Source organism: Telluria sp. RT2P19 (assembly GCF_059685725.1).
The window spans coordinates 54034-67863 of sequence record NZ_JCASIL010000015.1 but is presented as its reverse complement, the minus strand read 5'-3'; the positions used below and the strand labels follow the sequence as shown (position 1 = coordinate 67863).

The 13830-nt window shown below is 65.4% G+C and carries 13 protein-coding genes; 7 read left to right on the top strand and 6 right to left on the bottom strand.

Annotation, left to right across the window (positions count from 1 at the left end):
- Nucleotide 1: 1 nt before the first annotated feature.
- From AC56KW_RS18245 to AC56KW_RS18235, 3 genes are all read right to left on the bottom strand, one after another.
- Complete coding sequence (locus AC56KW_RS18245) at nt 2-2941, bottom strand: putative bifunctional diguanylate cyclase/phosphodiesterase (RefSeq protein WP_497172096.1); 2940 nt, start codon at nt 2939-2941, stop codon at nt 2-4.
- Nucleotides 2942-3123: 182 nt separating this feature from the next.
- Nucleotides 3124-3906 carry an N-acyl amino acid synthase FeeM domain-containing protein gene (locus AC56KW_RS18240; RefSeq protein WP_497172095.1) on the bottom strand — a complete coding sequence of 261 codons (783 nt, stop codon included), beginning with the start codon at nt 3904-3906 and terminating at the stop codon, nt 3124-3126.
- A 190-nt stretch (nt 3907-4096) separates the two neighbouring features.
- Nucleotides 4097-4933, bottom strand: coding sequence for a PhzF family phenazine biosynthesis protein (locus AC56KW_RS18235; protein ID WP_497172094.1), 837 nt, complete (start codon nt 4931-4933; stop codon nt 4097-4099).
- A gap of 162 nt (nt 4934-5095) precedes the next feature.
- Here AC56KW_RS18235 and AC56KW_RS18230 point away from each other — a divergent pair, with 162 nt between their 5' ends.
- The 3 genes from AC56KW_RS18230 to AC56KW_RS18220 all read left to right on the top strand — a co-directional run bounded on the left by AC56KW_RS18230 (nt 5096) and on the right by AC56KW_RS18220 (nt 6506).
- Nucleotides 5096-5488: a hypothetical protein gene (locus tag AC56KW_RS18230; protein ID WP_497172093.1), complete on the top strand. Its 393-nt coding sequence runs from the start codon at nt 5096-5098 to the stop codon at nt 5486-5488.
- Between the two features lie 83 nt (nt 5489-5571).
- Nucleotides 5572-5859 carry an autorepressor SdpR family transcription factor gene (locus AC56KW_RS18225; protein ID WP_497172092.1) on the top strand — a complete coding sequence of 96 codons (288 nt, stop codon included), beginning with the start codon at nt 5572-5574 and terminating at the stop codon, nt 5857-5859.
- Nucleotides 5856-6506 (top strand): SdpI family protein, encoded by a 651-nt coding sequence (locus tag AC56KW_RS18220; RefSeq protein ID WP_497172091.1) that lies wholly within the window; start codon nt 5856-5858, stop codon nt 6504-6506. The genes AC56KW_RS18225 and AC56KW_RS18220 overlap by 4 nt, the downstream gene beginning before the upstream one ends.
- Nucleotides 6507-6509: 3 nt before the next feature.
- On the opposite strand, the gene AC56KW_RS18215 is transcribed toward AC56KW_RS18220, so the two are convergent.
- Nucleotides 6510-7664, bottom strand: a complete 1155-nt coding sequence (locus AC56KW_RS18215) for an MFS transporter (RefSeq protein ID WP_497172090.1) — start codon at nt 7662-7664, stop codon at nt 6510-6512.
- Here AC56KW_RS18215 and AC56KW_RS18210 point away from each other — a divergent pair.
- The gene (locus tag AC56KW_RS18210; protein WP_497172089.1) at nt 7663-8514 is read left to right on the top strand and encodes a response regulator; all 852 of its coding nucleotides are present in this window, start codon (nt 7663-7665) and stop codon (nt 8512-8514) included. The two genes, AC56KW_RS18215 and AC56KW_RS18210, sit on opposite strands and share 2 nt — an antisense overlap.
- Nucleotides 8399-8635: an ATP-binding protein gene (locus AC56KW_RS18205; protein WP_497172181.1), complete on the top strand. Its 237-nt coding sequence runs from the start codon at nt 8399-8401 to the stop codon at nt 8633-8635. The genes AC56KW_RS18210 and AC56KW_RS18205 overlap by 116 nt, the downstream gene beginning before the upstream one ends.
- Nucleotide 8636: 1 nt before the next feature.
- Here the strand turns inward: AC56KW_RS18205 and AC56KW_RS18200 are convergent, their stop codons facing one another.
- Nucleotides 8637-9530, bottom strand: a complete 894-nt coding sequence (locus AC56KW_RS18200; RefSeq protein WP_497172088.1) for an alpha/beta fold hydrolase — start codon at nt 9528-9530, stop codon at nt 8637-8639.
- Nucleotides 9531-9845: 315 nt separating this feature from the next.
- A complete protein-coding gene (locus AC56KW_RS18195) occupies nt 9846-10901 on the bottom strand; it encodes a glycosyltransferase family 2 protein (protein WP_497172087.1) in 1056 nt (351 codons plus the stop codon).
- 11 nt (nt 10902-10912) lie between these two features.
- On the opposite strand from AC56KW_RS18195, the gene AC56KW_RS18190 reads away from it, so the two are divergent.
- Complete coding sequence (locus AC56KW_RS18190) at nt 10913-11122, top strand: hypothetical protein (RefSeq protein WP_497172086.1); 210 nt, start codon at nt 10913-10915, stop codon at nt 11120-11122.
- 169 nt (nt 11123-11291) lie between these two features.
- Nucleotides 11292-13787: a TonB-dependent receptor plug domain-containing protein gene (locus AC56KW_RS18185; RefSeq protein ID WP_497172085.1), complete on the top strand. Its 2496-nt coding sequence runs from the start codon at nt 11292-11294 to the stop codon at nt 13785-13787.
- Nucleotides 13788-13830 lie beyond the last annotated feature (43 nt).

Here is a 13830-nt window from a genome sequence, read left to right as displayed (position 1 = left end):
CTCAGTGCAGCCGGCTCACGCTGGCCAGGTGAGGCGCCGGCGGATTCTCCAGCTCCTGCAGCAGCGCCAGCAGCTCTTCATCCTCGATGAAGCCCGCGCTCGAGCGACCTTCCAGGATGCGCTCGGGAGGCATCGACCGCGCCACCACATAGCCCTGCACATAGTCGACGCCGATCTCGTGCAGGGTCTGCACGGTGGCCGCGTCCTCGGCCCATTCGGCGATCGTCTTCATGCCCAGGTTCACCGCCAGGCTGACGATCGCCTCGACGATGGCCACATTGGCAGGATGCGCATTGATGTTGACGATGAAATTACCGTCGATCTTCAACACGTCGGCCGGCAGTTCCTTGAGATAAGAGAACGAGGTGTACCCCGCGCCGAAATCGTCCAGCGCCACCTTGACGCCGAAGCCGCGCACCTGGTCGATGAAGCGGCGCGTGTTGTCCAGGTCGTGCAGCGCCACGCTCTCGGTAATCTCGAGGCACAGGCGGCTGGCCACGTGCACGTAGCGGCCCAGGATGTCGAAGGTGTCCTGCACGAAGCGCTCGTCGTTGAGCGACGCGCCCGACAGGTTCATGCACACGAAACGGGTATTGACCAGTTCCTCGGCATGTTCGGCGATCCAGGCCAGGGTCGAGTTCAGGACCCAGCGGTCGATCATGCTGGCGCGGCCGCTCTTCTCGGCGGCGGCGATCACGGCGCCGGCCGGCACCACGCGGCCGCCGGGTTCGCGCATGCGCAGCAGCACCTCGAAATTGAGTGATTCGTTCGGCGCGCGCAGCGACATGATCGGCTGCATCTCGAGCAGCAGATTGTCGGTCGCGTTCGGGCCGGACAGGCGCTCGACCAGGTCGAGTTCGGCGGCGCGCTGGCGGAAGGCGTCGGCGCCGCGCTCGTACACCACCAGGCCGTCGCCCAGGCCGGTCTTGGCTTCGCGGCAGGCGCGGTCCGAGGTCGAGACGGCGTCCTTCATCGGCATGCCCGGCACCACCTCGATCAGGCCGACCGAGGCGCGCACGTGGAAGGCCTTGTCGCCCACCCGGTACGGCGTGTTGCCGAGGCGGTCGACGATGCCGCGGCAGATGATGGCCGCCAGCGGGATCGCCGTCTCCGGCATCACGATCACGAATTCGTCGCCGCCCACGCGGCCGATCTGCTGGCCGCCGGCCAGCATCGTGCCCATGCGCTCGCACACCTGCTTGAGCACTTCGTCGCCCGCCGCATGGCCGAACAGGTCGTTGATCAGCTTGAAGCGGTCGAGGTCGACGTAGGCCAGCGCCATCGGCCGGCCCAGCGCCAGGCTGGCGGCCGCGCTGTTGAATTCGCGCTCGATGCCGCGCCGGTTATAGACCTTGGTCAGCGGATCATTATTGGCCATGAAGCGCAGCTGCTCGGTGGCCTTGTGCTTTTCGGTGGTGTCCTGCAGCACGCCCTCGATGCGCGAGCGCGCCAGCGTGGCGCTGACCAGGAAGCGCTGATTGCCGTCACGGCTGGCCAGCTCCATCTCGGCCTCGGCCTTGGCGTGCACCTGCTCGTGCAGGTTGGCCCAGCTGGCCTCGGTAAAGAATTGGCGCCAGGCGGTGCGGCCGGGCGTAAAGCCGCTCATGCCGAGCATTTTCTGCAGGGCCGGATTGACGCTCAGGAAATGGCCGTACATATCGAGGGTGAACAGGCCGACCGGCATGGCCTGGTAGGCGTGCTCGAGTTCCTCCTGCGCTTCCTGGCGTTTCTCGGTTTCCATGCGCATCTGCTCGGCCACGGCCAGCGCCGCAAGCAGGCTCGACGCGAGCGCCGCGGTGACGCTGTTGATCACGCCCAGCAGCTCGCGCATGCCGAGCGCGGCCGACAATACCTCGGCCAGCGAGGCCAGGAAGGTGACCGCGAACGATGCCGCGAACCAGGCCGCGACCCGGGTCCGCGACTCCACGATAATCTTGAACAGGCCCACCGTCATCAAGGAGAAGCAGCACACCAGGATGCCCCACAGCAACGGCAGGTACATGCCGTAGGGAAGCAGCATGGCCGCCGCCAGCATCGGCATGCACAGCCATTGCATGACGCGCATCGGCAGCACGTAGCGCATCTCGGCCAGGTGCTCCTTGAGCAGCGCCTGGTACAAGGTCAGCGTGGCGATGCCGTACAGCGTGATCGTCACCGCGCGGCTGCGCAGCAGCCATTCGGACGGCACGGTCTGGCCCAGCCACTGGATGTCCCAGCCGGCAGACAGCGCGCCGACACGCAGGTTCAGGATCAGCCAGCCGGCAAACAGCACGTACAGCGGCTGGCGGTTGATCAGGGCGGTGATGATGATGAACAGTGCCAGCACGATCATGCCGCCGTCGAGCAGGCCCGACTTGCGATGGTATTGCTTGACCGACAAGGCGAATTGCTCGGCCGGCCATTGCAGCACCGCCAGGCGCGCCGGGCCCGAGAAGCCGGCGCGGCACAGCAGCTGGCGCGGCAGGGGCGCCATGCGCAGCGCGAAGCCGGCCTTGTCGGCCTGCAGCGCGCCGTCCTGGCTGCTGCGGGTGGCGGCGCCGAGCGGCAACATGGTGCCCGCGTCCCAGCAGGCGATGTCGAGCGCGTGGCGTGACGGGAAGTCGATCACCTGCTCGCCGGCGCGCGGCATCGGTTCGAAGGCGAACCAGACCGGGGCTTCGGACAGGTGGGTGTCATGGCTGTTGGTCAGCGGCGTGGCGCGGGCCAGCGCCAGCGCATCGACCGGGGCCAGGCCGGCCGCCTGGTCGACCGTGACGTGCATCGCCAGCGGCACGTCGTCGCCGGTGCGGTACTCGTCGTGCCAGAACACGAGCGCGATCAGCGAGACGATGCCGATCCCGACCGGGATCAGGTAGTAGGCGAAGATCTTCAGTACCAGCTCGACGGCCGCGTGGAGCGTGGCCGGCAACGTTGCACGGAGCTGATGTGTGAGGTTGGGCATGGACGATCTAGGTGGAACTGACGACACTGCGCTGGAAGCGGCGGCCATTAAAGCGCAAGGATACAGCTTTACGCTAGTGCCGTCATGCAATTATTGGGCCAGCGAAGCCCATTTCGCAACGATGTGCCGGGATGCGACAGAACGCGGCCCGCCCTGGACCGCATTCCGTTTCTTTCAACCGATCAGGCGAAGGCCAGGTCGCGTGCCCGGGCGGCCGGGGCCGTTACCTGCCCTGGCAGCGCCAGCGTCGGCGGCGGCGCGACCGGGCCGATGTCGATGTCGGGGTGGTGCGTGTTGAAGAAGAAGTTCAGCATCGGATGGCGCGCCTCGGACCAGCGCTGCTGGAAGGTGGCGATCTCGAAGGCCATGACGCGGTGCGGAATATTGCCCACGTGGCGCAGCGGCACCAGGCCCTGTTCCGGGAACACGTCGACGAACAGCAGTTGCTGGTATTGCTTGTCCACCGGCGGACGGCCGGTCGCAACCGAATAATCGATGGCGTTGTCTTCGCAATACATGAAACAGGCCTTGACCAGTGCAATCTTGACCATGCGGCCGACACGGCCTTCATCGATGCCGAGGCGGGTCGCTTCGACCAGGCGCTTGCCCTGCAGCCAGTCGGGCAGGACGATCGATTCCTCGACGCCCAGCGGACGGTAGAGATTGGTGCGAATGCGGGTGCTGCCGATCGGCGTGCCGTCGAGCTTGGACTCGGCCAGCAGGACGATGGTGTCGGCATCGTAGTCCGCACCCTCGGGCTGCGCCAGGCTGCGGGCGAACTCCGGGACGTGGCGGGCATAGGCCGCATGGCGGATGCGCACGGCCTTGAGAAGATCCGCTTCGGTTTCGACCCGGCGGACAGTGAACGGCAAACGCTCGATCGCGCCTCCAGCGACCGGGGCGCGCGCGGTACGCGGGCGGGACGCTTTCGAGGGGTTGAACACAGCTGCGGGGAACAGCTCCATGGCGGTACTCCTGGGTTGATGTTATTGAAACAGGCTTGGTCTGAAACAAATTATCAATCCGCTCATGGAAAATCGAACTGCTGAGCAGGTGTACTTTTATCCCTCTATTTGATTCTCCGTAAACACATGCAGCAATGACAAAATAGGTGGGTTTACGGCGCACGGCTTGTGCGGCGCCGCAAAACAGGATTTACATCATGCGCGCCGTACCCGATACGCGGATCGAGCCGCCCCGCGCAGGTCCAATCTCGGCCGTCAAACGCGACCGCATATTCATGTCTTCGCCCTGCACGACCTCGATGCGTCCTGCGTGCGGCCAGCCGATGTCGCGCAGGTAGCCGGCCAGCGCCGCGGTGCCGGCGCCGGTCGCCGGGTCTTCGTACACACCGCCCGAGGCGAACGGATTACGCGTGTGAAATAACTGTGGCTGTTCGGCCCAGGCCAGCACCACCGTCACCAGTCCATGGTCGAGCATCAGCTTGCGGCCGGCATCGAGCTCGTAGCGCATCGCCGCCAGGGCCGCGCGGCTGGCCAGCGCCAGTACCAGGTGGTCGGCGCCGCCATGCGCGAGCGCGGGCGGGATGCGCGGATCGAGGTCGGCGCGGGTATAGCCGAACAGCGCGAGCGCCGCATCGGTCAGGGTCGCATCGGCCGCACTGCTATGGGTCGGCGGCGACTGCAGCGCCGCCAGCACCCGGGCGCCGTCGCGCCGCCCCTCGACCGTGATCGCGGCTGCGTTGAGCTGCAGCGCATAGCGGCCGTCGCCATGGGCACGCGCCAGCGCGGCGCCGAGGGCGATGGTCGCATGGCCGCAGAACGGCACCTCGGATTCGGGCGAAAAATAGCGCACGCGCCAAAGCTCGCCTTCCGGCGCGGCGAAGGCGGTTTCGGAGAACCCGACGTCACGGGCGATGCTTGCCATCTCGGCCGCCGGCGGCAAGCTGGCGCCGATCCAGACCCCGGCTGGATTGCCGCCCTGGCCATGGTCGTCGAAGGCGGCGATGCGCTGGATGTCGTTGGGCTGCATGGGCGATTCCTCGGCAATTGAAAACATCCATCATAGCGGCTGCGCCAAGCGCCAGCCAGCGCGCCGACCGGCGCCGACCCGGCTGCGAACCGGTGTACAGTGCAGGAGCGACACGGTACGACCCACGCCCGGCCGGCAACCATCATCCCTACAGGAGTATCCATGTTCAGCCCCGACGATTTCGCCCAACTCGATTTTTTGGCAGGCCGCTGGAAAGGAGAAACCCCGGATGGCAAGCCCTTCTATGAAGAGTATGACCGCCCCGAACCGAACGTCTATCGCTCGCGCCGCTTTACCGACGCCACTTTCAGCGAGTATGGCGACGGCAGCACCATCACCCTCGAGGAGGGCGAGGTAGTCTCGCAATGGGGCGAATTCACCTGGCGCGCATCGCGCATCGCGCCGGACGCCGCCAGCTTCGACCCGGTGAACGCACCCAGCCATTTTTCATGGCACCGCATCGGCGCCGACACGCTCGAAGCCAGGCAGCGCTGGAGCGCCGACGGCAAGGAGCAGCACTACACGATCACGATGGTCCGTATCGCGCGCGACTAGCACATCGGGCAGCCACGCCCGGCTTGACACCGGCTCGGCGCCGGCCTAGTATTTAGACGTTCATCTAATTAGAAACCCGTCGAATGTCTGTTCCCCTCAATGATGTCTTCAAGGCGATCGCCGATCCGACCCGGCGCGAGATCCTGCGCCTGTTGCGGCATGAAGAGATGAACGCGGGCGAGGTGGCGGCGCATTTCGACATGACCAAGCCGACCATGTCGCACCATTTCTCGGTACTGAAGGCGGCTGGCCTCATCACCAGCCGGCGCGAAGGCCAGACCATCTGGTATGCGCTGAACACGACCGTGCTCGAAGACGTGCTGGCCTGGACCATGGAGCTGGCACAAGCCAAACAAGGAGAGAAGCAATGAACAAGCGGTTCCTGGTGCTGTCCGGCCTCTTGACCCTGGCGGCGCTGGCCTTCTGCGCCTGGCTGTATCCGGCCATGCCCGCATCGATCCCGACCCACTGGAACGCCGACGGCGTGGCCGACGGCTTCAGTCCGCGCACGGCGATCTTCGTGTATACCGGACTGATGCTGGCGACGATCGGCGCCTGGAGCCTGCTGCCCTCGCTGTCGCCCCGGCGCTTCGCGATCGACGCCTTTGCCCCGACCTGGTGGCAGGGCGGCGTGATGCTGGTGGCGTTCATCGCTTATGCGCAATGCCTGCACGCCTGGTCGGCCTACAGTGGCGGCGTGGACATGGGACGGGCCATGCTGGCCGGCCTGGCGCTGCTGTTCGCCTTCACCGGCAATGTGATGGGCAAGGTGCGCCGCAACTTCTGGTTCGGCGTGCGCACGCCCTGGACCCTGGCCTCCGAACGGGTCTGGTATGCCACGCACCGGATGGCGGCGCGGTCGATGGTGGCGGGCGCCGCACTGGCGCTGCTGCTGCTGTTGCTGCGCGCACCGACCGGCTGGGCAATCGCGATCCTGGCCGGCTCCGCCCTGCTGCCGGCCGCGTGGTCGCTGCTGTACTACAAGCGCCTGGAACGGCGCGGCGCGCTCGGGTCCTGAGCGCTAGCGTTTCGCGCCTTCGACCTGCGGCAACAGCGCCGCCATGATGCCCAGCAGCGGCAGGAAGGACGCGATCCGGTACACCTGGTCGATCCCGTGAATGTCGGCGATATGGCCCATGGCCGCCGCCCCCACGCCGCTGATGCCGAACATCAGGCCGAAGAAGACGCCCGAGATCAGGCCGACCTTGCCCGGCACCAGCTCTTGCGCGAAGACGACGATGGCCGAGAAGGCCGACGACATCACCAGCCCGATCACCACCGACAGCACGCCGGTCCAGAACAGGTCCGCGTACGGCAGCGCGATGGTGAACGGCGCCGCACCCAGGATCGAGAACCAGATCACGCGCTTGCGGCCGATCTTGTCGCCGATCGGGCCGCCGGCAAAGGTGCCCGCCGCGACCGAGGCCAGGAACAGGAACAGGTAGAGCTGGGCGGTGCCGACCGGCAGGTGGAATTTCTCGATCAGGAAGAAGGTGTAGTACGACTGCAGGCTGGCCATGTAGATGTACTTGGAGAACACCAGCAGCGCCAGCACCACCAGCGCCTGGATCACCTTCTTGCGCGGCAGCGCCGGGCCGGCGTGCTGGGCGGCTTTCTTGATCATGGTCATCAGGTGGTTGCTGTACCAGCGGCTCACGCCGACCAGCACCGCCACCGCGACCAGCACCAGCAGCATGAACCAGGCAATCTCTCCCTGCCCGCGCCCCACCACGATGGCCGCGGCCAGCAGCGGGCCGAGCGCCGAGCCGGCGTTGCCGCCAACCTGGAACAGCGACTGCGCGAAGCCGAAGCGTCCGCCCGACGCCAGCCGGGCGACACGCGATGCCTCGGGGTGGAAGGTGGACGAGCCGATGCCGATCATCGCCGCCGCGACCAGCAGCATCGCGAAGCTGCCGGCCCAGGCCAGCACGCCCACGCCCAGCAGGGTGACCGACATCCCCGCCGGCAGCAGGAAGGGAATCGGGCGCTTGTCGGTGTACAGGCCGATCCAGGGCTGCAGCAGCGAGGCGGTGCACTGGAATGTCAGGGTGATCAACCCGACCTGGGTAAAGGTCAGGTCGAATTCATGCTTGAGCAGCGGGTAGATCGACGGCAATACCGCCTGCACGCAGTCGTTCAGCAGGTGAACGAAGGCGACCGAGAACAGGATCTGCATGACGGTGCCGGAGGCGGCGGGCGAGATGGTGGAAGACGGTGAAGATGGTGTAGACATGGACGACCAGGTGCGGATTGCGCCAACAAAGTATGGGACAGTCCGACAGGATATGCTAAAACGGCCGTTCGCGTGCGACGGCCGTTCGAGGGCGCCGCGCGCCGCCCCCGCAAGATTATGTGACCGGAACCAGGCGGTTCGCCCGGCCGCCGCCGGGCGCCGTCGGCGATGCGGGTCGCGCACACGGGACGAGGCCTTTGACGCGGTGGTGCTCGACCTCGGCTTGCCCGACGGCGACGGCAACCACCTTCTGCGCATCCTGCGCGCCGACGGCGTACGCCTGCCGGTATTGATCATCAGCGCGCGCGACAGCCTGCAAGAGCGCCTGAAAAGCGTCGACCTGGGCGCCGACGACTACCCGATCAAGCCGTTCAACATCCCCGAGCTGCCGGTGCGGCTGCGCGCCATCGTGCGCCGCAGCCACGCCACGCTCGAAGAAAACCTGTGGACGCCGGTTGACATCGTGCTGGACGAGAACCGCATGGCGGTAACGCGACCGGGCGGCGGCGCGGCCCATCTGGCGGTGCAGCGCAATATCGAGATCGAGCTCCACGCCGACGGCGACGGCAGCGTGCCGCTGCACCTGGAAAGGATGGGCTCGGCCGTCGATAACCTGATCAGCAAATGCGATCAAGTATTCGCCCCAGGATGGCCGCATCGCGGTGCGCCTGGCGCGTATCGGGCACATATACCGCCATGCGATCGCCGACCAGGGACCGGGCATCGCGCCGGAGTTGCGCGACAAGGTATTCGACCGCTTCTACCGGGTGCCGGGGCGGGAGCAGTCGGGTAGCGGCCCGGGGCTGGCCATCGCCGCACGCGGCGCGGCGCGCAACGGCGGCATCATCGTGCGGTCGGATGGCGAAGGTGGCCGCGGCTTGACGGCGGCCATCGAATTCGCCGGCGCCGCCTGAATCACCCCTGGGTCAGGAACGGCAGCGCGCGCTCGAGCAACGCGTCCGGCGCTTCCTCGGCGATATAGTGACCGCAGGGCAGCGCCCCGCCCTGCACGTCGTCCGCGACCCGAGCCCATTCGCCGAGCGGATCGAAGCAGCGGCCGACCACGCCCTGCTCGCCCCATAGCGCCAGGAGCGGCACCTGGAGCTTGCGGCCGGCGTCACGATCGGCGCGGTCGTGTTCAAGGTCGATCCCGGCGGCGGCGCGGTAGTCCTCACAGATGCCGTGGGCGGCGCCCGGCAGGGCCAGGCAGCGCTGATATTCGGCCAGGGCACGCGGATCGAACGGCGCCAGCCCGGCGCTGCGCTTGCCCATGACGTCGCGCACATAGGCGCCTGGATCAGCCTCGATCAGGCGTTCTGGCAGCGGCGCCGGCTGGATCAGGAAGAACCAGTGCCAGTAGGCGCGCGCAAATGCTTCCGAGGTCTGTTCGTACATCGCCAGCGTCGGCGCGATGTCCAGCAGCGCCATGCGTTCGACGGCCTGCGGATGGTCCAGCGCCAGCCGGTGCGCGACGCGCGCGCCGCGGTCGTGGGCCAGCACCTTGAACTCGGCAAAGCCAAGCGAGCGCATGACGGCCAGCGCATCGAGCGCCATCGCGCGCTTGCTGTAGTTGGCGTGTCCAGGGGCGCCGGCGGGCTTGGAGGAATCGCCATAGCCGCGCAGGTCGCAGGCGACGAGCGTGAAGCGCTCGGCCAGTCGCGGCGCGACCTTGTGCCAGATGGCGTGGGTTTGCGGGTGGCCATGCAATAGCAGCAGCGGCGGGCCGGAGCCGCCGACGATGGCGTTGATGGTGGTCGCAGGGTCGACCTCGACCCGCAAGGAGCGGAAATCCGGGAATAACGTTGTCATCGATTCTCTGCCAGTATGGGGGGTTCCTGAACTGCCGGGAGACTATACACGTCGCCGGCCCCGATCGTGGCGAATGCGATCCCAAGCCTGGCGCCAGGGACTGTCAGCGCGGCCACCACACCGAATCTTGAACGTACTTCCTCGCGCGTTTCCCGGCATGCCTGAACCGGCACCGTATCGGCAAACATCATTTCTGGTCGGTCGCCGCGGCGCGGCGGTATTTCATTCGGTATGCGGTGTTGATGGTCGATGCCATGCAGTTGTTGCACGCCGATGTTTTGAATCGCGCAACAGTGCATGTGGGCGGCTCGTGCCTCAGGAGGTGACCGGGCGCAGCGAATCGAGTTTCTTGCGGTTCAGTTTAGCCGATACGCTTGCTGCTGCCCGCAGCCACCATGCGACTTTTCGGTTCAATACCGGAGGGCCAAAGCGTCCACGGATAAAATCTTCAATCGCCAGCAACATCACGTCACTCTGCTCAGGAAGGCCACGGTCGCGGCGCCGGTTCGCTTCAAAAAACGCCATATCGATCAGTCGCAAATACAGCTTGTTGCGATACGGCGCTGGCGTGTTCTTGTAAAAGAACAGCATGTGATTGCGCTGCAGCAGGTAGACCAGGTAGAGCGGGTATTCTTCAAAGGTGTAACGCACGTCATGATATGCCGTGGCCGTGAACACGCAACGGCTATGCCAGCCTTGGCGCGACAGGCGCGCGCCGATGTCGTCGTCGTCGTAGTACGCGAAAAAGCGGTCATCGAGCGGTCCGGTCTGGATGAGCGCCTCGACGCGAAACAGGATGGCGGTGCCGTCGAGCCAGACTGAGGCTGGGGCCGCTTCTTGCAGGCGCCGTGCCTCCTCGACCACGACGATGCGATCGCTTGCGCGACCTATCCAGTTATGCGTATTCACGCAGCGTATGATCGAGGCACGGTCATCGCTATTGCGCAACATTGGCGATACCGCACCTATCTTGTCGTCGAGCAAAATCTCATTAACTAATTGGAGCAAGGTGCCGGGTAGTACCTCGGCATCATTATTGAGCAGCCAAATAAAGTTATAACCTTCGGCAACTGCAGAAGCAATGGCAATATTGTGACCTCCGGTGAAGCCCAGGTTGTTCGGTAGACATTGCAATGTAGCAAATTCCGGCATGCCCGCCTGTAAAGCGGCGCGATCCTCACTACGCGAGCCGTTATCGATCACCAGCACGGAAACCTCGGCCACACTGCTGGTCGTCGCCAGCTCACCCTGGATCGAGGCCAGGCAATGCAAGGTCTTCGCAGCACCGTTCCAATTCAAGATGCTGACCAAAACTCTCGGCTTGGCCGTTGCCGAAACAGCTGCGGAGTTAACTTCGGATGAAGACATCATGGGTGTAAGTTATGAAGAGTCCAGAAGCGGCCACGACCGTGGCCGTGGAGTCGAAATCAGAAAAGCAGGAAGCTGTCTTTATCATAATACTTTCCATTACCGGCACAGGTAGGAAATATACAAAAACTGGGATAGCCGAGACCAAAATTTTTACTGATGGCAATTCCGGCCCGCCGGCACTGGCGACCGCCCCGCCACACACCCGTATGCATCCCACCTAAGCACACGGCTGTCCTTACACGAACCTGACAATTCGGCAATTGTTGTAAATACGCATTGATCTGTGTTAACGAATTGACACTCTGCATTGTGCTGCGCAGTATGAACTTGAGGCCGACGCCTCATCCTTCCCAGGACCACCGCCGCACAACGACAAGAGGAACCAGCACCATGCAGAGAAACAGGACGGAAAAGACAGCACTCGCCCTCGCAGTGGCCGCGTTATGCGCCGCCGGCGCCCAGGCACAGGAGGCTGCATCCCAGGCCGACACGGCCGCCAGCGCCGCGACGGTGGTGGTCACCGGCACCCGGGTCGCCAACCGCACGGCGCTCGACACCGCGGCGCCGGTCGACATCATCTCGTCCGAAACCCTCAAGAATGCCGGCAGCACCGAGATGAACCAGGCGCTGTCGCTGGCCTTGCCCTCGCTGAACTTTCCGCGGCCTTCGATCACCGACGGCACCGATACCATCCGCCCCGCCACCCTGCGCGGCATGGCGCCCGACCAGACCCTGGTGCTGATCAATTCCAAGCGCCGCCATGCCTCCTCGCTGGTGAACGTGAACGGCTCCATCGGCCGCGGTTCGGCGGCGGTCGACCTCAATACCATCCCGACCGCGATCGTGAAATCGGTCGAGGTGCTGCGCGACGGCGCTGCGGCGCAATATGGTTCCGACGCCATCTCGGGCGTGGTCAATATGCGCCTGCGCACCGACCGCGATGGCGGCGAAGCGAGCGTGACCTACGGCGCGCGCAAGTCCGAATACGACCTGTGGAACGACGCCGTGCCCGCCGGCGGCACCTGGTCCGGACCGGATTCGCGCAAGCGCACCGACGGCCAGACCGCCACTGTCAGCCTGTGGAAAGGCTTGGCGCTGGGCGAATCCGGCTTCCTGACCCTGGCCGCCGAATACCGCGACCAGAACCGCACCGAACGTGGCGGCTACGACATGCGCCAGCAGTATCCGCGCGTGAATGGCGGCTTCGATCCGCGCGAAAACACCATCAACCGTTTCAATGCCTGGACTGGCGAGCCGGAACTCGACCAGGCCACCCTGTTCGCCAACGCCGGCAACGACCTGGGCGGCGGCGTCAAGGTGTATGGCTGGGCCAGTTACCAGGACCGCGACGCCACCTCGTCCGGTTACTTCCGCCCGCCGCAGGACGCACGCAACATCCTGTCGATCTATCCGGACGGCTTCCTGCCGCTGATCTCGCCGACCGTGAAGGATTTCTCGCTGACCGGCGGCGTGACCTGGCAGGCAGGCGAGTGGGACATGGACGCCTCGCTCGGCTACGGCAAGAACAAGATGGAGTACACGATCGAGAACACGCTGAACCGCTCGCTCGGGCCGACCAGCAAGACCGCGTTCTATGCCGGCGGCTATTCCTATGACCAGGCCGTGTTCAACCTGACCGGCGTGCGCAGCATCGAGCTGGCCTCGCTGTCGTCGCCGCTGAACGTGGCGGTGGGCGTCGAGGCGCGCCGCGAAGGCTATGAACTGTTCGCCGGCGAAGAGCAGTCGTGGAGCTATGGCGGCCAGGTGCTGCCCAACGGCACGCCGGCCGCGCCCGGCGCCCAGGTGTTTCCGGGCTTTCGCCCCGCCAATGAAGTCGACGCCCATCGCAACGCGGTCGGCGCCTTCATTGATCTCGAGGCCAATGTCACACCCGAGCTCCTCGCATCCGCAGCAGTGCGCGCCGAAAAATACTCGGACTTCGGCAACAGCGTGGCCGGCAAGCTGGCGCTGCGCTACGACTTCACCAGGTCGTTCGCGCTGCGCGGCGCGCTCCAGAACGGCTTTCGCGCGCCGTCGCCGCAGCAGCAGCACTTCACCGCGACCTCGACCAACTTCATCAACGGCATCCCCTACGAGATCACCACCTTCAAGCCATCCGACCCGGTGGCCGTGGCCCTGGGCGCCAAGCCGCTCGACGCCGAGGAATCGGTCAACGCCTCGCTCGGCGCCGTGTTGCGGCTGGGCGGCGTGAGCGTGACGGTCGACGCCTACCGCATCGACATCGACGACCGCATCATCCTGTCCGAAAACCTCACGCAAACGAATGTGCGCGACTACATCGCCAGCCAGGGCTTCATCGGCGTCGGTGGCGGCCGCTTCTTCATCAACGGTGTGGATACCACGACCAAGGGTGTCGACGTGGTGATCAACTGGTTGCATGACGCAGGCGCGGCGGGCCGCTTCGACTTCACCCTGGCGGGCAACTACACCAAGACCGAGGTGACCAAGGTGCCAGTGACCGAGCAACTGTCGAACCTGAGCCCGTCGCCGGTACTGTTCGATCGTATAAATGTGCTGTCGCTCGAGAAAGGCCAGCCGAAGAACAAGATCAGCGCCAACGTCAATTGGAAGCTGGGCCCGTGGGGTGCGACCCTGCGCGCCACACGGTATGGCGAGGTGCTGTCACCGGGCACCACGGCGGCCTTCGACTTCGAGCTCGGCGCCAAGACCGTGGTCGACCTGGAAGGACGCTTCGCCGTCACGCCCAAGCTGACCCTGGCGCTGGGTGCGGACAACGTCTTCGACCAGTACCCCGAGACGCTGCCACCGTCGATCAACACCACCAGCAACATGCCGTTCTCGACCTACGCGCCGTTCGGTCGCTCCGGCCGCTACATCTACGGGCGCGCCACCTACGCCTTCTGATCCGGCCCCATGACACGGGTGGAATGCCGTCGGCATGACTACC

Coding starts and splice junctions, on each gene's coding strand:
- AC56KW_RS18230 (WP_497172093.1), top strand. CDS start 5,096: ATGTTCAGCCCCGACGATTTCGCCCAACTCGATTTTTTGGCAGGCCGC.
- AC56KW_RS18225 (WP_497172092.1), top strand. CDS start 5,572: ATGTCTGTTCCCCTCAATGATGTCTTCAAGGCGATCGCCGATCCGACC.
- AC56KW_RS18245 (WP_497172096.1), bottom strand. CDS start 2,941: ATGCCCAACCTCACACATCAGCTCCGTGCAACGTTGCCGGCCACGCTC.
- AC56KW_RS18200 (WP_497172088.1), bottom strand. CDS start 9,530: ATGACAACGTTATTCCCGGATTTCCGCTCCTTGCGGGTCGAGGTCGAC.
- AC56KW_RS18220 (WP_497172091.1), top strand. CDS start 5,856: ATGAACAAGCGGTTCCTGGTGCTGTCCGGCCTCTTGACCCTGGCGGCG.
- AC56KW_RS18185 (WP_497172085.1), top strand. CDS start 11,292: ATGCAGAGAAACAGGACGGAAAAGACAGCACTCGCCCTCGCAGTGGCC.
- AC56KW_RS18195 (WP_497172087.1), bottom strand. CDS start 10,901: ATGATGTCTTCATCCGAAGTTAACTCCGCAGCTGTTTCGGCAACGGCC.
- AC56KW_RS18240 (WP_497172095.1), bottom strand. CDS start 3,906: ATGGAGCTGTTCCCCGCAGCTGTGTTCAACCCCTCGAAAGCGTCCCGC.
- AC56KW_RS18190 (WP_497172086.1), top strand. CDS start 10,913: ATGAAGAGTCCAGAAGCGGCCACGACCGTGGCCGTGGAGTCGAAATCA.
- AC56KW_RS18215 (WP_497172090.1), bottom strand. CDS start 7,664: ATGCAGATCCTGTTCTCGGTCGCCTTCGTTCACCTGCTGAACGACTGC.
- AC56KW_RS18235 (WP_497172094.1), bottom strand. CDS start 4,933: ATGCAGCCCAACGACATCCAGCGCATCGCCGCCTTCGACGACCATGGC.
- AC56KW_RS18210 (WP_497172089.1), top strand. CDS start 7,663: ATGACGGTGCCGGAGGCGGCGGGCGAGATGGTGGAAGACGGTGAAGAT.